Origin of the sequence: Pandoraea fibrosis (assembly GCF_000807775.2) — a bacterium.
In the GTDB taxonomy this organism is placed as follows: Bacteria; Pseudomonadota; Gammaproteobacteria; order Burkholderiales; family Burkholderiaceae; genus Pandoraea; species Pandoraea fibrosis.
In genome coordinates, this window is sequence record NZ_CP047385.1 from 686,686 (window position 1) to 706,881 (window position 20,196).

A 20,196-nucleotide genomic window follows, 5' to 3' on the forward strand; every position below is an offset into this window, starting at 1 on the left:
CCCCATGACACAACACACGTTCGATGCCGCGCGCATTGCCGAGCTGGATCGCAGGGTTCGCGTCGCCGCGCGCACGCTGGCCCGCGCAGGACTGGCCCACGCGTATGGTCATTGCAGTGCACGGCTCGACGCCGATCATTTTCTGGTGTGCGCGGCTCGCCCCATGGGACTCATCGGCGTGGGCGAAGCGGGCACGGTGGTGCCTGTGAACGGCCCGTTGCCCGATGGCGTGCTCGGCGAAGTCCGTCTGCATCAGAAGATCTATCGTTCGCGACCCGACATCGGCGCCGTAGCGCGCTCGATGCCACCCAAAACCATGTCGCTCTCGACGTTGCGCAGAACGCCGCGCGCGTTGCATGGCCCGGGGACCTACTTCGCCCCCGGCGTGCCGCTGTGGGACGACCCGCAACTGATTCGCTCCGACGCGCAGGCCGAGGCGGTGATCGCGAAGATGGGCGAAAACGCCGCCGTGGTGATGCGCGGCAACGGCGCGGTTGTCGCGGCCGACTCGCTCGAAGCGATGGTGGCGCTCACGTGGTACCTCGAAGACGCGGCCCGCGTCGACCTCGACGTGCTTGCACTCGAAACGCTTCACCCCGCCGCGGTACTCGACCTCGACGCCTGCCACGCGCGCGCGACGCGTTCGGGCCGGATCATCGAGCGCATGTGGGAATACCTCTCGACCGGAGACCCCGAACTGCCGGCCGCCAGCGCGTCGGTTGCCGCGTGATCGTGACCTGGTGATTCAACCCGTCATGCATAACTTTTTTACGTAATCGCCCCCAACCGGCGGCGTGGCCTTCACAGAGCGTCATCGACAGACGCCACGGCCAGCCGCTCAGTCTGCGGTCACCACCGCACAGGAGACAGACATGGAAATATCCGCATTGATGAACCGCAGGGGCATCACGCCATTTCAATGGCGTGTGATCGCCCTGTGCTTTCTGATCGTCACGCTGGACGGCTTCGACACGGCGGCGATCGGCTATCTCGCCCCGGCCATTCGTAGCGAATGGACGATGGCGACGACCAGCCTCGGCACTGTCTTCGGCGCCGGGCTCGGCGGCCTGATGCTGGGCTGCTTCATCTTCGGCCCGCTGGCCGACCGTATCGGGCGCAAGCGTGTGTTGATCCTCTCGGTCATTCTGTTCTCGCTGGGCAGCATCGCGTCGGCGTTCGTTCACAGCCCGACCGAGCTTGCCGTCATGCGCTTCATCACGGGGATCGGCCTGGGCGGCGCCATGCCGAACGCCATCACGCTCAGTTCGGAATATTGTGCGGAGCGCATGCGTTCGCTGCTCGTGACGGCCACGTTCTGCGGCTTCACGCTCGGCTTCGCCATCGGGGGCGAGATCGTGGCGCAGACGCTTCCGCACATCGGCTGGCGCGGCGTGTTGATCGCCGGCGGCGTGGTGCCGCTGGCTGTCGTGCCGATCCTCATGCGTTGGTTGCCGGAGTCGATGCGTTACCTTGCGGCGCGCGGCGACAGCGCCGAACAGTTGCTGGCCATCGCGCGTCACATCGACCCGCAGGTCACGCGCATCGATCCGGAAGCGGTGCCCGCCGGGGCGGCAAGTTCCGCCGTCGGCGGGTTGTTCACGCGACAGTATGTCGTGGGCACGCTGCTGCTCTGGGCGACGTATTTCTGCACGCTGTGCGCGTTCTATCTGCTCACAAGCTGGCTGCCGCTCGTCGTCAAGGATTCGGGCTACACGTTATCGGAGGCGGCACGCATCGGCGCAATGCTGCCGCTTGGTGGCACCGTCGGCGCAGTGCTGATCGGCTTTGCGATGGATCGCACGAGTCCGTACCGAGTGCTCGCCGCGTCCTACGTCATGGCGGGGATTGCGTTGTGTGTGCTGGGATCGGTCACGCATCAGGCCGGCTGGCTGATGATCGTCGTCTTCCTCGCGGGCTTCGGCGTTGCCGGTTCGCAGACGGGCGCCAATGCGCTGACCGCGGCGTACTACCCGACGGCATCGCGTGCGACCGGCGTGGCATGGGCGCTCGGCGTGGGACGCCTGGGCTCGATCCTCGGCTCCAGTCTCGGCGGCGTGCTGATCGCCACCGCGTCGAGCACGGCGCAGGCGTTTCAGATTGTGGCCATCCCCGCATTTCTTGCGGCGGCGCTGATGCTCGTCATGCGTCGTCGCGTGAGCCGCACGGGGTCGCTCGCAGGTGCGGCGGCGAAGCCTGTCACCGGCGTTGTCTGATCCGAGTCTGGGGCGAGCGTGATCGCGCTCGTCCGTGCAGTACCCGTAGCGTGAGCGTCCCCCGACGGTCATGCTGCGGCGCCTGCTCCGCAGGCATGCGTCAGTCACCGGTCGACACAGGCCGGACCACCACACGATTCCATGGAGACTTCACCGTGACCCTCAAGGGACTGCCCGCGCTCGCGCTGACCGCCGGCCTCGCGTTGGCCCACACTTCCGCTTCGGCCCAGAGCGTAACGCTCTACGGCATTCTCGATACCGGTATCGAATACCTTTCTCACGCGGGCGCCAACAACAGCTCGCTGGTGCGCATGCCGGGCAACACCGGGTCGTTACCGTCGCGTTGGGGCCTGCGTGGCGATGAGGATCTCGGTGGCGGTCTGCACGCGGTGTTCGCCCTTGAAAATGGCTTCAACGTTCGCGCGGGCGACCTCAATCAGGGCGGGCGGCTCTTCGGCCGTCAGGCGTGGGTGGGACTGTCGAATGCCTACGGCACGCTGTCGTTCGGTCGTCAGTATTCGATGACGTTCTGGGTGATGGGCGATGCCGATATTCTCGGCCCGGATCTCTTCGGCAGTGGTTCGCTCGACAGCTACATTCCGAACGCGCGCAGCGATAACACCGTCGCCTACAAGGGGGTGTTCCAGGGCTTGACGGTGGGCGCGACATACTCGTTCGGACGCGATAGCGGCGGTACCGGCAATTCGCCGGGACAAGGCACCTGCGCCGGACAGACGCCGGGGCAGATGACGTCCTGCCGCCAGATCTCGGCCATGCTCAAGTACGATACGGCGTGGTTCGGGGTCGCAGGGGCATGGGACGAGCAGCGGGGCGGCGCCGGTGCCGCCGCCAACTTCTTCAATGGTGCCGCGAGCGTGCCGCTCACGAGTTCGTCGGACAAGGACACGCGCTGGCAATTGAACGGCTATGTGAAGGGCGGCAACTGGAAGGCGGGGGCGGGATGGCTCGGCCGTCGCGTGCAAACCGCATCTGCGACGGTGGCCGACGTGAATTCCGACATGTTCTACCTTGGCGCGATGTACCAGTTCACGCCGACGTTTGCCGTGGATGGTGAAGTCTTTCGTATGTTGAATGCCCGTCAGAACACGCGGGCGACCATGGCGACGCTGCGCGGCACGTACTTCCTGTCCAAGCGCACGGCGGTGTACACGCAGGTGGCATGGCTGGGGAACAGCGAGCAGGCGGCGTACTCGGTGAGCTCCGGCGGGGCGGGCGGTGCGCCGACGGCGGGCACGAGTCAGTTGGGGGTAAATGTCGGCATGCGTCACACGTTCTGACGCACGGGCATATCGAGAACCGTCGCTGCGCGCTCTGCGGCACGAATCGCGTTCTCAAAAAACACGGCGCACAGTGTTTCCTGTGCGCCGTGTTTCGTGACAGCGGTTCAGCGTTGCCGACGAGCGATCAGAGCAGACCGGCCTCGGCGAGTTGCGCGCGGCGCGGGTCGCCCTGACGCGAGAGCATCCAGCCCGGATACTCGCTCGGCAGTGCGCTGGCGGCATCGATGGCCGACAACTCGCGAGCGTTCAGCGTGACGCGTGTGGCGGCGATGTTGTCGTCGAGCTGATCGGCGCGCTTGGCCCCGATGATGACCGTCGAGACGACCGGCTGTGCGAGCAGCCAGGCGAGGGCGATCTGTGCGACCGACACGCCCTTCTCGGCGGCGATGCCGCGCATGATGTCGATCGCGTCGTAAGCGCGTTCCACGTTGACCGGCGGGAAGTCGAAGCTCTGGCGACGGCTGCCGGCTTCGGTCTGACCGTCACGCGTGTATTTACCCGAGAGCAGGCCCCCGGCGAGCGGGCTCCACACCATCAGGCCGACGTTTTCGCTGCGCAGCATCGGTACGATTTCGCGTTCGAGGTCTCGCCCAGCAACGGTGTAGTACGCCTGTAGCGACGCGAAGCTTGCGAGATTCAGGCGCGCCGAAATGCCCAGCGCTTTGGTGATTTGCCATGCCGCCCAGTTCGAGACGCCGATGTAGCGCACATGGCCCTGACGCACGAGCGTGTCGAGTGCACCGAGCGTTTCTTCGATGGGCGTTGCCGGATCGAAGCCGTGCACCTGATACAGATCGATGTGATCGAGTTGCAGGCGCTTGAGGCTGGCCTTGACGCCGTCCATGATGTGATAGCGCGACAGGCCTCGCGAGTTGGCGCCTTGTGCGCCCGTCACGCCGAAGACCTTGGTAGCGACCACGACGTTATCGCGCGGCACCTTGAGATTGCGCAGTGCCTGTCCGGTGAGCATTTCCGATTGCCCTTCCGAATAGACATCCGCGGTGTCGATGAAGTTGATGCCCGCGTCGAGCGCGCGGCCTACGAGCGCGTCGACATCGTTCTGCTGCAATTGGCCGATCTTGCTCCACATTTCGCCCTGGCCGCCGAAGGTCATCGTGCCGAGGCACAGTTCCGAGACGAAGAGGCCGGTGTTGCCGAGTTTCCTTTGTCGCATTGCATCGCTCCGTTGAAATTGCCGCCCGTCGCCAGCGGCCGTCAGGGGGAAGACGGCGTGCACGGGATGGGATGCATTATGCGTCGCGGGGCATCAGGCAAGCAGTACCTGTTCCTGCACATTTCCTGCCTGATTCTGCACGCGCTCGATTTCATGCACCGGATTGGGGTTCCCGTTCGCTGGAAAGCATCGCCAAATATGGCGCAAGGATGACGGGACGTGCGGCGTGACGCGGGGATTGTCGGCTGAAAGTCTCCGGATTTTGCCGAATTCTCCGGGATTTCTGCCCGATCGTGCCTACGTGATGACAGAGGATCAGGCAAGTTCCCGCGGCAGGCGTATGCTGTGCAATATTGCGGCCGTGATGTCAGTCGTGGTCCATCCGAATCGAAGGCACATCCATGCATCTGGTTAAGAACCCCCCGCGCGAGGCGATTCACCGCGAATACGCCGACGATCCGTCGCTTACCGCCCGCAACGAGTTGGTCGCGCTGCTCGAGCGGGCGACTCACGGACTGGAAGGCACGACGCCGACGGCCGTCGACGGACTGTTCGTCCATCGCATTCTGCATCCCGGAGGACCGAGGCCGGTGATTCAGCAACCGGCGTTTGCCGTCATCGCGCAGGGAGAGAAGCGTTTGCAGATCGGCGAGGCGCATTACGCCTACGATCCAATGCACTACATGGTGTCGTCGGTGCATTTGCCTGTGGTTGCGCAGGTGTCGGGCGCGAGCGAGCAATCGCCCTATCTTGGGTTGCGCCTCAATCTGGTGGCCGAGGACGTGACCTCGCTCATTGGCGACGAGCATTTGCCACCGCCGGCCCCTTCGGCGAGCGGTCGCGGCATGTATGTGAACCGGCTCGATGCGGCACTGCTCGACGCCGTCTTGCGTCTGCTACGCCTGCTGGACACGCCACGCGACATTCCGATTCTGGCGCCGATGATCAAGCGCGAGATTGTCTACCGGCTGCTCATGAACGGGCAGGGCGTGTTGTTGCGGCAGATGGCGTTGCAGGACAGCCAGATGAATCGCATTGCGCGTGCGGTGCGGTGGTTGCGCGACCATTATGCGCAGCCGTTGCGGGTGGAGGCATTGGCGCAGGAGGTGCACATGAGCGTCTCGTCGCTGCATCACCATTTCAAGCTGGTGACGGCGATGAGCCCGGTGCAGTACCAGAAGCAACTGCGTTTGCAGGAAGCGCGTCGCCTGATCTTCGCGGCGGACATTGCCGTTGCGGCGGCAGCGCAGGCGGTGGGCTACGAGAGCGCTTCCCAGTTCAGTCGCGAATATGCGCGCGTGTTTGGCGAGGCGCCGCTGCGCGACAAGCGCCGATGGTTGCAGGACGGGGATGCTGGCGGTGGGGCTCGCGCTTAGCCGTGTTCGGGTATTCGCGCGATGCCACGCTCACGGCGCCAGCCGATCCAGCATCGCCTTCGTCACCCGCTGTTGTGCGGCCTTGTCATAGTCGGCCCAAGGATCTTGTTTCAACGCGTTCAGCCGTTTGACGGCATTGCGCACATTCCATGCGTCGGCGCCGGGTAAATCGGACAACTCTTCCCAGCGAACCGGCATCGACACCGCCATACCCTCGCGGGCTCGGGCGGCGTATGCGCAGACTGTCGTCGCCCCACGGTAATTGCGCAGATAGTCGATAAAGCACTTCCCCACGCGATGCTTCGGCCCCATCGTTGCCGTGAATCGATCCGGGAGCACGCTCGCCATATGTTTGGCCACCGCTTCGGCAAACCCCTTGGCGACCTCCCACGTGTGACGTCGCGCCAAAGGCGTCACGATGTGCAGCCCCTTGCCGCCGCTCGTCTTGACGAACGCTGTCAGTCCCAGTTCCTCAAGCATTGCGCGAATCAACCGCGCATCTTCGACGATGCGGGCAAACGTCACGCCCTTGCCGGGGTCCAGATCGAAGATCACACGGTCGGGGCGCTCGATCAGATCGCTGCGGGCATTCCACGTATGGAACTCTACCGTTCCCATCTGAACGGCACCCACGAGGCCGCGAACGTTATCGATCTGCATGAGCGGTTCATGATCCGGATCGAGCGATGGGTCCAGGGCGCGCACGCCCTGAATCGTCTTCGCCGCGTGCTTTTGAAAGAACATTTCGCCCCCGATACCCTCGGGTGCGCGCAACACGGCCACAGGCCGTCCTGCGAGGTGCGGAAGCATCCACGCAGCGACCGCGTGGTAGTAGGCTGCAAGCTCGGCTTTCGTCACACCCGAATAGGTGTCCATGATGCGTTCGCCGTGAGTGATCTTCACTGGTAACGCAGACGTTCCATCATTCGACCGGGCGGCGCGGGGCATAGGCGGTGTCTCCGTGTGAGGGGTGGAGGAAGCGGACTCTGCCCGTCGGGCTTCGCGTCGGACGTCCTTCGCAGACTTGTCCCGACGCATCGCGAGGAAGGCGGCCTGGCGTACATGACCGTCGCGCGTCCACTCGGCGAAGCGCACTTCCGCCACCAATACGGGGCGAAGCCAGTGCACGCGGGTTCGGCCTCCGGGGCGGGGGGCAGGCGAGAGCGGCGCTCGGGTAGTTTCTAGCGCATCGATTTGTTCTCGCAGGCGCAGCAGTCCCGCGGTATCGAATCCCGTGCCGACCTTGCCTGCGTAGCGAAGTGTCTTGCCGTCGTCGTCGTAATAGCCGAGCAATAGCGCCCCGAAACCCTGCCGCGAGCCGGAGGGCTCCGTAAAACCCAGCACGACAAACTCCTGACGTTGCGAGCATTTGAGCTTGCGCCATGCGTCGCTGCGGCCGGCAACATAAGGCGAGTCGTCACGCTTGACCATGACGCCTTCGAGGCCGGCCTCGCAGGCGCTATGCCAAAGCGCCTCGATGTCCCCGGCGACCGGCTCGAGCACGCGCACGGCACCTGTCTCGCGTCCTTCGAAAAGACGGGAAAGTGCGGCTTGGCGTTCTCTCAACGGTCGGTCGCGAAGATCGCGGCCGTTGCACCAGGGCAAGTCGAAAACATAGATGAGAATGGCGTCCGGCGAGTCTTCGTCGAACGCGCGTTGCAACGCCTGAAAATCGGGCAGACCATGCGCATTCGTCACGACAGCTTCGCCGTCGAGCCATGCATTTGGCAGACCACGTTTGCGAAGCGCATCGACGGCGGGTTGAAAGCGATGCGTCCAGTCTTGCCCGGAACGGGTAAAGACACGAATGTCGGCGCCCGCGATGCGGATGAGAACGCGATAGCCATCGAGCTTGATTTCGGCATGCCATCCCTGCGAGGCGGGGGCAGACTCGACCAGCGTGGCGAGCATCGGGCGCATCTCGACCGGTGGCTTCACCGACGACTTTCGCGACGTCACCCACGCTGTCTTCGACTTGTCCGGGGTTGTCGGCACGACCGTCTCATCCTGTCGATGAATCATCAGCCACTGAGGCTGACGTGCGGTCTTGTCCGTGCGAATGAGCGTCCAGCGTCCGCCCAGCCGCTCACCATGCAAAGTGAACGACAGTTTGCCGCTTGCATAATCGCGCCGAGCGTCACCGTCCGGCTCCCATGTGCCGCTATCCCAGATATCGACATGTCCCGCGCCGTAGTTTCCCGACGGAATGTCGCCTTCGAAATCGGCGTAAGCCAGTGGGTGGTCTTCCACCTGAACGGCGAGGCGTGGGCGGCGGATGTCCCGGCTCGGCTGCTTCGGCAACGCCCACGACTTCAATGTGCCGTCGAGTTCAAGCCGGAAATCGTAGTGAAGATGACTCGCGTCGTGACGTTGAATGACATATCGAAGCGCCTTGCCCGATGTCGCAGGCTTGCCGAGCGGCTCCGGGGTTGACGTGAAATTTCGCTTGGCGTCGTAGGCGCTCAGCGCGCTGTCGGGTTGCCGGCGTCGCGTTGTCGATGTGGCTTTGGCATTGCGTTTCGGCATGGTGGACGTCATCGGCCTTTGGCACGCTTGGCAGACGCTTTGCCCGACGCGGCTTTCTTTGCCGGGGATGGCGTCCCGGTGGCCTTCTTCCCGGTTTTGGCTTTCGTGGCTTTCGTGGCTTTCGAGGGTTTCGCAGGTTTCGCCGCGGCCTTTGCCGATTTCGATTTTCCGCTGCCGGAGGCTTTCGCATCCACATCCTGCGCGTCGATGGTCACGGCCGCTCGCTTGTCCTTGGTGCCGAGGCTCTGCCTGAGCAATGCCATCAGATCCGTGACGTTGCCCCGACTCGGCAATTGGGGCGCACTCGCTTCGATCTGCGCGACTTCCCGAGTTTGGCCGGAAGCGATCTTGCGATCGATGAGTGCCTTGAGGTCGTCCTGAAACGTGTCGTGATAGTCGCCGGGGCGCCAGGGGCCGGACATCTCGTCGATCAACCGGATTGCCATCTCCAGTTCGCGCTCGGCCGGCGCGGCGAGTTTGCCGAGCTTCTCCTTCGTCAGCCCGACTTCCGCCGGATCGCGCATCTCGTCTTGCCAGCGCAACGTGTCGAGCACGAGCGCGTCGCCTGCTGGCGCCAGTACGGCCAGATGCGCACGCGTGTGCATCACCACGCGCGCAATGCCCAGCTTGCCTGCCTTGATGAGGGCCGCGTGCAGAAGCGCATACGCCTTGGCGCCACCGCGTTCCGGAACGAGATAGTAGGGCGTATCCAGATACATGAACGAGACATCCGTAGCATCTACAAACGCCAGAATGTCGACCGTTTGGGTGGCCGCCGGATTCGCCGAACGAATGTCGTCGTCGCTCAGTACGACGTAATTCCCCTTCTCGTATTCATAGCCGTGCACGATCTGATCGCGCGGCACTTCCTTGCCGTTTTCCTTGTTGACGCGCTTGTAGCCGACCGGCGACATGGTGCGCTTATCGAGCCAGTCGAGATCCAGCGTGTGCGTGGTCGAAGCGGGAAACAGCGAGACGGGCACGTTGACCAGTCCAAAACTGATGGCACCCTTCCATATCGCGCGAGCCATATGTGCTCCCAGTGCAGGATTCTTCGGGTTGAGTCACCGCTGAAGCGAACGACGACAGCCGAATTGCCAGTATAGGTGGCAACGAAATGGCACAGGCGGCCCATCGCCGTCGCGCTTGCGGCGTATTTGGGTGCGATCGAGCGCACCGCCCGCCAGTTCCCAGGCATTGAATTTCTCAATGCGTCGCCTTGTTCCATAAGGATTCCTTGATGAAACAAAGCGCTCGGGCGCCTATCCCACTGAGATAGCTAGCTGAATTCAGCACAGGGAGGTCAGTAATGGCAATGATCGTGGCAGGGCGGTTCATGACGTTCGATCAGGCGAATCTGGTAGCGAGTCGCCTTTACGACCGGTCATTCCGGCCGTCCGACGTATCGGTATTCTTCCTGAATCCCACCGGTCAGCATGCCCGGTATCCGATCGGCGGCGATGTCAATGCGGATGCCGCTGCACGCCCGGCAGGCAAGGGCGCCGCTCAGGGTGTGATTGCCGGCGGTGCATTCGGGCTTGCGTTGGGCGCATTGCTGTTCGTTGTCTGGCGCTTCTGGCTGGTGCCCGTCGTCGGTTTGATGGGCGGGGCCTATCTGGGGGCGTTCATCGGTGCGCTGCGACGCATGCGCGGCCGACAGCACGTCTCGGCATCGCAAGCCGGTCGGCGCGACGCCGGGGTGATGCTTGCCACGCATGTGAGCGAGTCCACGGCCGAGGCGGCAATTGCCGTATTGCGCGACGCCGGTGCCGCCGAGATCGAGCAAGCGACCGGCGTGTGGGAGAACGGTGAGTGGCGCGATTTCGATCCGCGTGAGCGGGTGCATCACGCCAACGAGCCGGAGAACGCCGCCGAACCGACGATTGGTGTGGCCGCCAACGATCGGCCGTCGCCACCCACGGCCCCGGATCGTCAGGCCCGGGAGGACGCGACACGCGCCAGCCCGAGACGAACCGACTGGCTGTAGAATCGGTCACATTGCCGATAACGACCATAGACAGGAGGCTCGCCATGCTGTCGATCCACACCGGTTTCGTCGTTTGTCCCACCTGTAAAGCCCGCTTTGCCGTAGCGGCGAGTCAGCCGACGGTTCAGGCACTCTACGACTATCTTCATTCGGATGCCGAAGTGAAGTGCCCGACATGCGAGACGGCTTTCACCACAGGCAGTGCCAAAAGCAGCATCGAGTTCGAACCCGTCAACGATAGCGTCACATTGACGCCATCGCCGGAGCGCAGCATCGACGGGCTGGACAATCACTGAAGCCCTTCACCAGTCACAGCGGCGTGAGCAACGGCTCGTTTGCCTGATAGCGGCGCGCGTTCTCGAGGAACATCGCGAGCGTTGCGGCTTCGGCTTCAGGGGAGCGTCCGGCCACGTGAGGGCTGAGCACCACGTTCTGCAAGTCGATCAGTGCCGCAGGCGGTGACGGTTCGCCTTCATACACGTCGAGCCCGGCCCCGGCGATCGTGCCATTGCGCAACGCCTCGGCCAGCGCGGCCGTGTCGACGATGCTGCCGCGTCCGAGATTGACGAGAAAACCGTGCTTGCCGAGTGCGCGCAGCACGTCGGCATTCACAAGGTGGAAGGACTCGGCGCCGCCTGGTGCCGTCACCACGAGATAGTCTGCCCATTCGGCTAACGCCGGCACGTTGTCGAAGTATTGATAATGGGCGGGCAAGTCGTTGCGCCGGTTGCGGTTCCGGTAGCCGATCTGCATATCGAAGCCTTCGCCGCGCTTGGCGAACTCGCGGCCGACGGCACCCAGCCCCACGATCCCCAGCTTCTTTCCCGATACGCCGGGCTGCATCGGCAGCGCGTCGCGCCATACCCCCTTGCGGCAAGCCAGGTCGTACTCCGGAATGCGGCGCACGACGGCGAGCAGCAAGGCGAAGCCCTGATCGGCGACCGTCGGCGCATTGGCGCCAGCACCATTGACGGCCACGATGTTGCGCGCACGCATGGCGGGCAGATCGAGATTTTCGTAGCCGGCCCCGAGCGCGCTGACGAATTCCGCATTCGGCAGATGCGCCAATTCGGCGGCATTCAGACCGCGTCCGCCGTTGGTCAGGACGAAGCGCGCCCGCTCGCCATCGGCGCCCCAGCCTTGCGGCACGGGATGATGGCTCGGATGGTAGATCACGTCGAAGCGGGTTTGCAGTTCGGACAACTGCTCGGGATGCATCGGGATAACGACCAGCAGTGGGGGCAGCGACACCTTCAATCTCCGGCAGAGGAATCAGAGGAACGGGGGATGCGCGGCGCGGCGTCGGCATGACGCGGGTGCCCGGGAGCACTTCGACTTCGCCGCCAGCCGATACTTTATTCCTATCCGCCGTGATTTGCGCGGTGCAACACCGGAGCGCGTATGTGTCACGTCAATCCCTTGCCACAAAAGGCAACGGGCGCCATCGCGTCATGCGACTGGCGCCCGTTGGACCGGTTGTGCGTGTTACGGGAGGCGAAACACTCAGGCGGTGGCTTGCACCGCGAGCGCCGCTTGCCGGCGACGCAGACGGCCGAGCGTGAGCATCGTCAGGCCGGCGAGCACAGCAGGCACGCCGATAGTGGCGAAGAGCGCCGGCATGGACCAGCCCATGGCGAGCATCGAGGCACCGCCGACCGAGCCGACGACCGAACCGAGGCGTCCGACCCCGTTGGCCCAGCTCACGCCGGTGGCGCGGCAGTCCGTCGGATAGAACTCGGCGGATAGGGCGTTGGCGCCGACCTGACCGCCAGACACGCAGAAGCCCGCCCAGAACACGGCCACGGAAGCGAGCACGGGGGAGCTGGCCAGCGGGCCGACGGCCGCCACACAAATGCCGGCGAGCACATAAGCGGCCGCCAGCACGTAGTGTGGGTTGAACCGATCCATCAGCCAGCCCAGCACGATGGCGCCCAGCGTACCGCCCACCTGGAACATGGCCGTGACGATGGCGGCGTTGCGCAGCGTGAGACCGTTGGTGCGAAGCAGGGTCGGCAACCAGCTCGAGAGCAGATAGATCACGAGCAGACTCATGAAGAACGTGATCCAGAAGAGCAGGGTGCCACGCAGCAACTCAGGTTTGAAGAGATGCCCGACAGGCGATGTGGTCGACGGCTTCGATGCGATGTCGAACGTTGCGCCGCGCAGATCCTCATGCGGCGCAATACGTTGCAGCGACGCCGCGACGCGCTCAGGCGATTTGCCCGCCTTCACGAGGTAGCGCACCGACTCGGGCAGGGCGCGGATCAGAATCACGCCAAGCACGAGCGGCATGACGCCGCCCACGATCAGCACGGAGCGCCAGCCAAAGGCTTCGATCAAGCCCGCCGAGGCAAGCCCGCCCAACGCCGAGCCGAGGGTGAAACCGCAGAACATGGTCGTCACGAGGAACGACCGGCGCGAGTCGGGGCAGTATTCCGAGGTGAGCGTGATGGCGTTGGGCATCGCGCCGCCAAGACCGAGGCCGGTGAGAAACCGCAGGGCGATCAGTTGCCACAACTCCATCGACCACGCCGATGCAAGGCTTGCCACACCGAAGAACAACACGGAGAAGATGAGGATGGTCTTGCGCCCGAACCTGTCCGCGAGCGGCCCGAACAGAAAGGCGCCTGCCATCAGGCCGGCCAGTCCGGCGCCGAAGAGCGGCGCGAGATGCGCTGGCGTGAGCGACCATTCGGCCCGAATCGCAGGCGCGATGAAACCGATGGCAGCGGTGTCGAATCCGTCGATGGCGACGATCAGAAAGCACAGAACGACGATCATCACCTGAAACGGCGAGATGCGATGCCGGTCGATAAACGCCGTGACGTTGATGGGGGTGGCTGGCATGGGTTGTCTCCTCGAAGGTGCCAGAAGCGGTGCAGCGGGCAGGCCTGCATCGCCAGGGTGCATTGCAGTGATTGTTGTTATGGGTGTTGCGAATCCATCGTGTGCGATAGGCAACGCGATGGTGTGCCGCGCGACGGTGTGAGCGTCGCGCAGCGCGTTATGGATGACGAGTGACGAAAGCGCCGGCTTACGCGTCGGCAAGCCAGGGAGTTTGCGACAGGCAGTGCTCCGCGCGCCAGCCGTGCAACCATGTCAGGGCGTCGTAGAACTGTGGTTGCGTGCGGCCCTTCCACAGCGAGTTGCGCACCCAGCGATCCACGCCCTTCGCGTGGTACACGCGGCCCATGTCGCGCGCGCCGTACAACACACGCGCCGTGCGGGGAATACGCGCGTGTTCGTAGCGGCGGAACGCGTCGACGAAATCGCCGTTTGCTGCCGCGTAGGCGGCACCGAGCGTGACGGCGTCTTCGAGCGCCTGACAGGCCCCTTGCGCGATGTACTGCGTCATCGGGTGAGCCGCATCGCCGAGGATCGTTGCGCGACCAAAGCTCCACTGTGCGACCGGATCGCGGTCAGCGGTGGCCCAGCGTCGCCACGACGTCGGACGGTCGAGCATCTGGTGCGGCAATGCATCGATACCCTCGAAGTACGACAGCACTTCTTCCTTGCTGCCGTCACGCACGCCCCAGACTTCCTGCTCGCGACTGTGGAACGTGACCACGAGGTTGTATTGCTTGCCGCCGCGCAGCGGGTAATGCACGAGGTGACAGTTCGGCCCCGCCCACACGACCGGCGCGTTGACCTGCAAGTCGCGGGGCATGTTCTCGACGTCGACCACCGCGCGATACACCACATGACCGGTCACGCGCGGCTCGTCGCCGATCAGCGCGGCGCGCACGGCGGATTTCACCCCGTCGCAGCCGATCACGGCGTCGGCTGTGTGGCGCGTGCCATGCTGATCGATGACGGTCACGCCGTTGTTGTCTTGCTCCAGCGATTCGACACGTGTCGCGGTCCGGAACTGGATCAGCGGGTTGCGCTGTACGGCTTCGAGAATCGACAGATGAATGTCGGCGCGGTGGATCACGGCATACGGATTGCCGAAGCGTTCGCGATACGGTGCGCCCACGTCGACTTCCGCGATCACGCTGCGATCGATGGCGTCGCGCAGCGTGATGTGATCGGTGAAGACCGAACGGCCACGCGCGGCTTCGCCGACCCCGAGTGCATCGAGGGCCGCAAAAGCGTTGGCCGCGAGCTGAATGCCAGCGCCGATCTCGCCGATGGTTTCGGCCTGCTCCAGCAGTTCGATGCGCACGCCTTGATTGGCGAGCGCCAACGCAGCAGCGAGGCCACCGATGCCACCGCCAACGACGAGGGCTTTGGGTTGAGAGGTTTGACTCATGGTTGTCTCCTGCGGCCCTTCCAGCCGTTCCGGATATCAGTTACGCCGTGTAGTCCGGCTGAAGGTTGGGCGCCGCCGCGAGGAACGCCGGGTGCGTCTGCGCGTGGACATACACCGCCATGGCGCGCGGATACGCCGACAAATCGCAGCCCATGCGCTGGGCATTGGCGATTTGCGGAATCAGGCAGACGTCGGCGAGCGTGGGGGCATCGCCAAAACACCAACTGCCGTGACCGTGTTTCGTCAGCAACCGCTCTACACCCGCCATGCCCTCGGCGATCCAGTGCTGGTACCACGCATCCTTCTGCGCGGCGCTCAGCCCCAGCGGCCCTTGCAGATACTTCAGAATGCGCAGGTTGTTCACCGGATGGATATCGCAACTGATGAGCATCGACAGTTCGAGCACACGCGCGCGGGCTTCAATGTCCTGCGGCAGCAGACGCGGCTCGGGATATTTCGCCTCGAGATAATCGATGATGGCGATGGACTGACCCAGCGAGACGTCGCCATCCACGATGGCGGGCACCACCGCCGACGGATTGACTTCGTCGACATACGGCTCGGCGCGATGCTCGCCGACACGAATGTTCACGGGAACGGTGTCGAACGCCAACCCCTTGAGCGCGAGCGCAATGCGCACGCGATACGACGTCGAGCTATTGAAGAAGCTGTAGAGCTGCATGGCAATGTCTCAGACCACGCGTACCGTGATTTCGCCGAGCCCTTCGACGGCGGTGACCATCGTCTCGCCCGCCTTGACCGGACCCACACCCTCGGGCGTGCCGGTATAGATCAGATCGCCCGGTTCGAGACGGAAGAACTGCGACAGATACGAGACCGTTTCCGCTACCGACCAGATCAGATGCGTGACGTCGCTCTTCTGCTTTTGCACGCCGTCGACGCTCAACGAGATGCCGGCCTTCTCGATGTGACCGACACTCGATACCGGATGGATCGGACCGATGGGCGCCGATGCATCGAAGGCCTTGCCGATTTCCCACGGACGCCCCATTTCGCGCATCTTCATTTGCAGATCGCGGCGGGTCATGTCGAGACCCACGGCGTAACCCCACACGTGATCGAGTGCTTGTTCGAGCGGAATGTCCGAACCGGCTTTACCGATCACGGCGACAAGCTCGGCTTCGTAGTGATAATTCGACGTCTGCGCCGGGTACTTCAGTTCAAGCGTCTCGCCGTAGGCCACGGGCAGCACGGCATCGGCCGGCTTGCAGAAGAAGAACGGCGGTTCGCGATCGGGATCGAAGCCCATTTCGCGGGCGTGCGCAGCGTAGTTGCGGCCCACGCAATACACACGGCGCACGGCGAATTGATCGTTGCTGCCGACAACGGGAATGGCGACGGTGGCGGGTGGAGCGAAGACGAAGGACATGGTGTTGAACTCGATGATGAAAGGAAAAGGGAGTGACGACGCGCGCCGATCAAGTGAAGGGCGGACGCGCGGTGCCGATACCGGCGCGGTGGTGCCCGATCAGGTGCGCGATTCGCGCAGCAGATTCAGGGCCGCGAGCACCGGGCGATCCGAGTAGCTGAAGAGCACGGCGTCGTCGAGCGCGGCGAGTTGCACCGGCGCCCACGACGGCACGACGAAGTGATCGCGCGGTTCGAACTGGAATACCTCATCGCCAATGCGCACCGTGCCGCGACCTTCGACTACCGAGAAGACGGTGGCGTCGGTGCTGCGATAGGTCTTGCCCTGAAAGCCGGCGGGCAGGTATTGCATGAACGTCGCCATGGTCGGCATCGGCCAGCCGCCGGTTGCCGGATTGACGTAGCGCAGCTTGATCCCGTCCCACGGATCGAGTTCGCCGTTGCGATACAGCGTGTCGAGCGCTTCGCGCGAGCGGGCATACGGGTAGCTGAAGATCGGCGAAGTCGGATCGCTCACCTTGTGCTGCACCGGCAGCATGTTGTAGCCATAGCGGGCGAAACTGTCGCCCTCGGGCCGCTGCACGGGCTGCTGCGATTCGGGGTAGTTCTCGGCAAAGCCGGCATCGAAGTACTGCACGAGCGGAATGTCCAGACCGTCGAGCCACACGACCGGCTCGCCGTCTGCGGGGTTGCCGTGGTCGTGCCACGTCCATGACGGCGTGATGATGAAGTCGCCCGGATGCATGGTGGTGCGCTCGCCGTTCACGGCCGTCCACGCACCGCGACCTTCCACGATAAAGCGCAGCGCCGACTGAGTATGGCGATGGCTCGGCGCGATCTCGCCCGGCAGAATCAGTTGCAGCCCGGCGTAGAGCGAGCCGGTAATGCTCGACGAACCGGGCGTGCCCGGGTTTTGCAGAATCAGCACACGGCGCACGGCCTCTTCTGCGCTGATGACGCTGCCGGCTTCCATCACCAGCGGACGCACTTCGCTGTATTTCCAGATGGCCGGCACTACGCGCGGGCGAGGCTGCGACGGCACCAGGCTGTGCAGCGATTCCCACAGCGGGGCCATCTGGTTGCGGCCGATGTGTTCGTAATAGGCAGCGCGTTCGGCGCTAGGGGCGCGTTCTGACATGCATGTCTCCGTATCGGTAGGGGCCCGGTCGGCTTGTCTGGCAAGCCCAGCCAGCGAGGGCTTGCGGGTCTATGGATAGCGTTATACTCGGCGAGACATATTCTTTGAAATGAATAAATCATCGGATCCATACGAAAAATCGTATGGATCGGGCGATTTTTGCGGTGCCCGAGGGGTGCCCGGAGACTGCGCATGGATTGGACCCATCGCCTGCGTCTGCGCAACCTGCAGATGCTGCTGACCCTCGCGGAGACCGGCAACATGAGCCAATCCGCGGCATTGCTCAATACGACGCAGCCCGGTTTGTCGAAGTGGCTCAAGGATCTGGAGGACGATATCGGCCTGCCGCTGTTCGAGCGTCAGGCGCGGGGGCTGCGTCCGACGGCCTACGGGGAAGCCCTGATCGAACACGCCCGGCGGATCGAGGCGCAGCTCGATACCGCGCGAGACGATCTCGACGCCATGCGCGAGGGCGGTAGCGGTCTGGTGGCGATCGGCACGTCGGGGGCGTCGTCGGCCGATACGGTGCCGTTGGCGGTGTTGCTGCTTCTGCAACGCATGCCGCGCGTGCAGGCGCGGGTGATCGAGAACACGATGGACCGGCTGATGAATCAACTGGCGCACAGTGAAATCGACATCGTTGTCGGACGCTCCGCTCCGGAGCTGCAGGACCGCAATGTTCGGGCCGAGGCGTTATATCTGGAGCCGCTCCATTTCGTCGCGCGTGCGCGTCATCCGGTGTTCTCGCTCGATCAGGTGGATTGGCCCGACATGCAGCGCTATCGCTGGGTGGTCTGGCCGCGCGGCACGCCGATTCGCAATGCGCTGGAAACGGCACTCGCGGAAGCCGGATATCCGTTACCGAACGACACCGTCGAATCGAATTCCACGATTCTCAACCTCACACTGCTCAACAACAGCGACATGATCGGGCTGGCGTCGCATCGCACGGCGAGCCGTTTGCAGGCGCTCGGTGCGTTGCGCATCGTGCCGCTGCGCCTTGCGGGGTTTGGCGCGATCTCGATGTACTGGCGCGACGACGGTGCGAACCGGGCGGCGGTGGTGGAGGCGCTCGAATGTCTGCGCCGTGCAGCAACGCGCTCGACCGGCGATGCGATCGCCGGTATCGAAGGCGAAGGGTGAACGGCCCGGCGCGGCGGTTCTGCCGCAAGGGTTGCCGTTTGCTACACTTGCCGCCTGTCGAAGTCACTCTCTCGGGGCATCAATGATTGGCCGCATCTCCGGTACCTTGCTGGAAAAAAATCCGCCGCACATTCTGGTCGATTGCCAGGGTGTGGGCTATGAAATCTCGGTGCCGATGAGCACGTTCTTCAATCTGCCGAACATGGGCGAGCGCGTGACGCTGCTCACGCAGTTCATCGTGCGCGAAGACGCGCAATTGCTCTTCGGTTTCGGCTCGATGGACGAGCGCAATACCTTTCGCGAACTGCTCAAGATTTCCGGCGTTGGGGCGCGCACGGCACTCGCGATCCTCTCGGGCATGAGCGTGGCGGACATTGCGCAGGCAGTCACGTTGCAGGAGTCGGGGCGTCTGACCAAGATCCCCGGCATCGGCAAGAAGACGGCGGAACGTCTGCTGCTCGAACTCAAGGGGAAGCTGGGCGCCCAACTGGGTACCGTGCCCGGCACGGCGACGCCACACGATCACAAGAGCGACGTCGTCAACGCATTGCTCGCGTTGGGATACTCCGACAAGGAGGCGCTGGCCGCCGTCAAGTCCGTGCCCGAGGGCACGACGGTGTCAGATGGCATCAAGCACGCGCTCAAGTCGCTCTCCAAGGCCTGAGCGTCATCGGAACCGGCGTGCCCGGGCAGGGCATGACGGCGTGAAGAGGCAGTGAGGAAACGGCATGCAACTGCGATGGCTGGAAGACTTCGTCGAACTCGCACGCACGCGCAGTTTTACGCGGGCGGCGGAGAACCGCTTTGTCACGCATCCGGCATTCGGCCGACGCATTCGCGCGCTGGAAGAGTGGGTCGGCACGCAACTCGTCGAGCGCAGCAAGCCGCTGGAGCTCACGGCCGCGGGCACGGTGTTTCTCGACGCCGCCACCAACGCGCTCGACATTCTGCACAGCGCGCGCACGCAATTGCAGGACGCCGCGCCCACGCTCGAAAACAATCTGAAGATCGCCACCGGCCGCACTCTGGCGGCCACGTTCTTTCCCGACTGGTACGACGAAACGGTCTCGCGCATCGGCTTCTTCAGCGCCACGCTTTCCACGAGCGGTGCGGAGGAAGCCATCTTGCGGCTGGCGGCCGGCGAGGTCGATCTGCTCATCGTGTATTCCAGCGCACACACGCGGCTGCTCATCGATCAGGAGCGTTACGACTGGCTGAGCGTGGCGCGCGAAGTGCTGGTGCCGGTGAGCGCACTGGATGCCAGGGGCCGTGCGAAGTATCGACTGGCGGCGGGACCGTCGCCGATTCCCTGGCTGGCGTTCACGCGCACATTGACGCTGCGCGCGGTGCTCGCGCGTCATCTGGCCGAGATGCCGAATCGGCCCACGCTCAAACCTGTCTATCAGGCCGACTCCTACGAGGCGATTTTGGCGATGGCGCGACGCGGCACCGGTATTGCATGGCTGCCGCAACGACTGGTGGCCGACGACGTTGCACGCGGCACGCTCGCTATCGTGGGTGGCAAGGACTGGCAGATCGGTTTCGATATCGCTCTCTACCGGCGCAGGCATCAGCCGCACCCGGTGCTCGACGCCATCTGGCAGCGGGTGCGTCAGGGCTCAGGTGACGACGCCTGAAGAACCCTTTCAACGACCTGCGCTGCGCTTTCAGGCGACGAAGCCGCACGCGCCGACGAC

The 20,196-nt window shown here is 64.1% G+C and carries 18 protein-coding genes; 9 read left to right on the forward strand and 9 right to left on the reverse strand.

Features of this window, described 5'->3' with window-relative positions:
- Positions 1–4: 4 nt before the first annotated feature.
- From PI93_RS03025 to PI93_RS03035, 3 genes are all read left to right on the forward strand, one after another.
- The gene (locus tag PI93_RS03025) at positions 5–730 is read left to right on the forward strand and encodes a class II aldolase/adducin family protein (RefSeq protein WP_052240932.1); all 726 of its coding nucleotides are present in this window, start codon (positions 5–7) and stop codon (positions 728–730) included.
- Positions 731–872: 142 nt separating this feature from the next.
- Positions 873–2,213, forward strand: coding sequence for an MFS transporter (locus PI93_RS03030; RefSeq protein WP_039373827.1), 1,341 nt, complete (start codon positions 873–875; stop codon positions 2,211–2,213).
- Positions 2,214–2,368: 155 nt separating this feature from the next.
- Positions 2,369–3,511: a porin gene (locus PI93_RS03035; protein ID WP_407945343.1), complete on the forward strand. Its 1,143-nt coding sequence runs from the start codon at positions 2,369–2,371 to the stop codon at positions 3,509–3,511.
- 127 nt (positions 3,512–3,638) lie between these two features.
- Here PI93_RS03035 and PI93_RS03040 read toward each other — a convergent pair whose 3' ends face one another.
- Positions 3,639–4,688 carry an aldo/keto reductase gene (locus PI93_RS03040; RefSeq protein ID WP_039368189.1) on the reverse strand — a complete coding sequence of 350 codons (1,050 nt, stop codon included), beginning with the start codon at positions 4,686–4,688 and terminating at the stop codon, positions 3,639–3,641.
- 401 nt (positions 4,689–5,089) lie between these two features.
- Between PI93_RS03040 and PI93_RS03045 the strand changes: the two genes are divergently transcribed.
- The gene (locus tag PI93_RS03045; RefSeq protein WP_039368191.1) at positions 5,090–6,064 is read left to right on the forward strand and encodes an AraC family transcriptional regulator; all 975 of its coding nucleotides are present in this window, start codon (positions 5,090–5,092) and stop codon (positions 6,062–6,064) included.
- A gap of 30 nt (positions 6,065–6,094) precedes the next feature.
- On the opposite strand, the gene ligD is transcribed toward PI93_RS03045, so the two are convergent.
- Both ligD and ku read right to left on the reverse strand, forming a co-directional pair.
- The gene (ligD, locus tag PI93_RS03050) at positions 6,095–8,590 is read right to left on the reverse strand and encodes a DNA ligase D (protein WP_052240533.1); all 2,496 of its coding nucleotides are present in this window, start codon (positions 8,588–8,590) and stop codon (positions 6,095–6,097) included.
- 8 nt (positions 8,591–8,598) lie between these two features.
- Positions 8,599–9,621 (reverse strand): non-homologous end joining protein Ku, encoded by a 1,023-nt coding sequence (ku, locus tag PI93_RS03055; RefSeq protein WP_039368194.1) that lies wholly within the window; start codon positions 9,619–9,621, stop codon positions 8,599–8,601.
- Between the two features lie 278 nt (positions 9,622–9,899).
- Here ku and PI93_RS03060 point away from each other — a divergent pair, with 278 nt between their 5' ends.
- Both PI93_RS03060 and PI93_RS03065 read left to right on the forward strand, forming a co-directional pair.
- Positions 9,900–10,577 (forward strand): hypothetical protein, encoded by a 678-nt coding sequence (locus PI93_RS03060; RefSeq protein ID WP_236105720.1) that lies wholly within the window; start codon positions 9,900–9,902, stop codon positions 10,575–10,577.
- A gap of 44 nt (positions 10,578–10,621) precedes the next feature.
- A complete protein-coding gene (locus PI93_RS03065; RefSeq protein ID WP_039368196.1) occupies positions 10,622–10,873 on the forward strand; it encodes an MJ0042-type zinc finger domain-containing protein in 252 nt (83 codons plus the stop codon).
- A gap of 13 nt (positions 10,874–10,886) precedes the next feature.
- Here the strand turns inward: PI93_RS03065 and PI93_RS03070 are convergent, their stop codons facing one another.
- The 6 genes from PI93_RS03070 to gtdA all read right to left on the reverse strand — a co-directional run bounded on the left by PI93_RS03070 (position 10,887) and on the right by gtdA (position 17,356).
- Complete coding sequence (locus PI93_RS03070) at positions 10,887–11,795, reverse strand: 2-hydroxyacid dehydrogenase (protein WP_039368355.1); 909 nt, start codon at positions 11,793–11,795, stop codon at positions 10,887–10,889.
- Between the two features lie 285 nt (positions 11,796–12,080).
- On the reverse strand, positions 12,081–13,424 hold the full coding sequence (locus PI93_RS03075) for an MFS transporter (protein ID WP_039368200.1): 1,344 nt from the start codon (positions 13,422–13,424) through the stop codon (positions 12,081–12,083).
- A gap of 187 nt (positions 13,425–13,611) precedes the next feature.
- Positions 13,612–14,829, reverse strand: coding sequence for a 3-hydroxybenzoate 6-monooxygenase (locus tag PI93_RS03080; protein WP_039368201.1), 1,218 nt, complete (start codon positions 14,827–14,829; stop codon positions 13,612–13,614).
- Between the two features lie 40 nt (positions 14,830–14,869).
- Positions 14,870–15,511 carry a maleylacetoacetate isomerase gene (maiA, locus tag PI93_RS03085; RefSeq protein ID WP_039368202.1) on the reverse strand — a complete coding sequence of 214 codons (642 nt, stop codon included), beginning with the start codon at positions 15,509–15,511 and terminating at the stop codon, positions 14,870–14,872.
- 9 nt (positions 15,512–15,520) lie between these two features.
- On the reverse strand, positions 15,521–16,219 hold the full coding sequence (locus tag PI93_RS03090) for a fumarylacetoacetate hydrolase family protein (RefSeq protein ID WP_039368204.1): 699 nt from the start codon (positions 16,217–16,219) through the stop codon (positions 15,521–15,523).
- Between the two features lie 99 nt (positions 16,220–16,318).
- Positions 16,319–17,356: a gentisate 1,2-dioxygenase gene (gene gtdA, locus PI93_RS03095; RefSeq protein ID WP_039368207.1), complete on the reverse strand. Its 1,038-nt coding sequence runs from the start codon at positions 17,354–17,356 to the stop codon at positions 16,319–16,321.
- Positions 17,357–17,548: 192 nt separating this feature from the next.
- Here gtdA and PI93_RS03100 point away from each other — a divergent pair, with 192 nt between their 5' ends.
- From PI93_RS03100 to PI93_RS03110, 3 genes are all read left to right on the forward strand, one after another.
- Positions 17,549–18,499 carry a LysR family transcriptional regulator gene (locus PI93_RS03100; RefSeq protein WP_039368209.1) on the forward strand — a complete coding sequence of 317 codons (951 nt, stop codon included), beginning with the start codon at positions 17,549–17,551 and terminating at the stop codon, positions 18,497–18,499.
- Positions 18,500–18,581: 82 nt separating this feature from the next.
- On the forward strand, positions 18,582–19,163 hold the full coding sequence (gene ruvA, locus PI93_RS03105; RefSeq protein WP_039368212.1) for a Holliday junction branch migration protein RuvA: 582 nt from the start codon (positions 18,582–18,584) through the stop codon (positions 19,161–19,163).
- Between the two features lie 64 nt (positions 19,164–19,227).
- Positions 19,228–20,136 (forward strand): LysR family transcriptional regulator, encoded by a 909-nt coding sequence (locus PI93_RS03110; protein WP_039368214.1) that lies wholly within the window; start codon positions 19,228–19,230, stop codon positions 20,134–20,136.
- Positions 20,137–20,196 lie beyond the last annotated feature (60 nt).

Excerpts from the sequence above, each read along its gene's own strand:
- ruvA (WP_039368212.1), top strand. The coding sequence starts at position 18,582 with ATGATTGGCCGCATCTCCGGTACCTTGCTGGAAAAAAATCCGCCGCAC.
- PI93_RS03025 (WP_052240932.1), top strand. The coding sequence starts at position 5 with ATGACACAACACACGTTCGATGCCGCGCGCATTGCCGAGCTGGATCGC.
- PI93_RS03060 (WP_236105720.1), top strand. The coding sequence starts at position 9,900 with ATGGCAATGATCGTGGCAGGGCGGTTCATGACGTTCGATCAGGCGAAT.
- PI93_RS03065 (WP_039368196.1), top strand. The coding sequence starts at position 10,622 with ATGCTGTCGATCCACACCGGTTTCGTCGTTTGTCCCACCTGTAAAGCC.
- PI93_RS03075 (WP_039368200.1), bottom strand. The coding sequence starts at position 13,424 with ATGCCAGCCACCCCCATCAACGTCACGGCGTTTATCGACCGGCATCGC.
- ligD (WP_052240533.1), bottom strand. The coding sequence starts at position 8,590 with ATGCCGAAACGCAATGCCAAAGCCACATCGACAACGCGACGCCGGCAA.
- PI93_RS03080 (WP_039368201.1), bottom strand. The coding sequence starts at position 14,829 with ATGAGTCAAACCTCTCAACCCAAAGCCCTCGTCGTTGGCGGTGGCATC.
- PI93_RS03030 (WP_039373827.1), top strand. The coding sequence starts at position 873 with ATGGAAATATCCGCATTGATGAACCGCAGGGGCATCACGCCATTTCAA.
- PI93_RS03100 (WP_039368209.1), top strand. The coding sequence starts at position 17,549 with ATGGATTGGACCCATCGCCTGCGTCTGCGCAACCTGCAGATGCTGCTG.
- PI93_RS03070 (WP_039368355.1), bottom strand. The coding sequence starts at position 11,795 with ATGCATCCCGAGCAGTTGTCCGAACTGCAAACCCGCTTCGACGTGATC.
- PI93_RS03090 (WP_039368204.1), bottom strand. The coding sequence starts at position 16,219 with ATGTCCTTCGTCTTCGCTCCACCCGCCACCGTCGCCATTCCCGTTGTC.
- PI93_RS03040 (WP_039368189.1), bottom strand. The coding sequence starts at position 4,688 with ATGCGACAAAGGAAACTCGGCAACACCGGCCTCTTCGTCTCGGAACTG.
- PI93_RS03045 (WP_039368191.1), top strand. The coding sequence starts at position 5,090 with ATGCATCTGGTTAAGAACCCCCCGCGCGAGGCGATTCACCGCGAATAC.
- maiA (WP_039368202.1), bottom strand. The coding sequence starts at position 15,511 with ATGCAGCTCTACAGCTTCTTCAATAGCTCGACGTCGTATCGCGTGCGC.
- PI93_RS03110 (WP_039368214.1), top strand. The coding sequence starts at position 19,228 with ATGCAACTGCGATGGCTGGAAGACTTCGTCGAACTCGCACGCACGCGC.
- ku (WP_039368194.1), bottom strand. The coding sequence starts at position 9,621 with ATGGCTCGCGCGATATGGAAGGGTGCCATCAGTTTTGGACTGGTCAAC.
- gtdA (WP_039368207.1), bottom strand. The coding sequence starts at position 17,356 with ATGTCAGAACGCGCCCCTAGCGCCGAACGCGCTGCCTATTACGAACAC.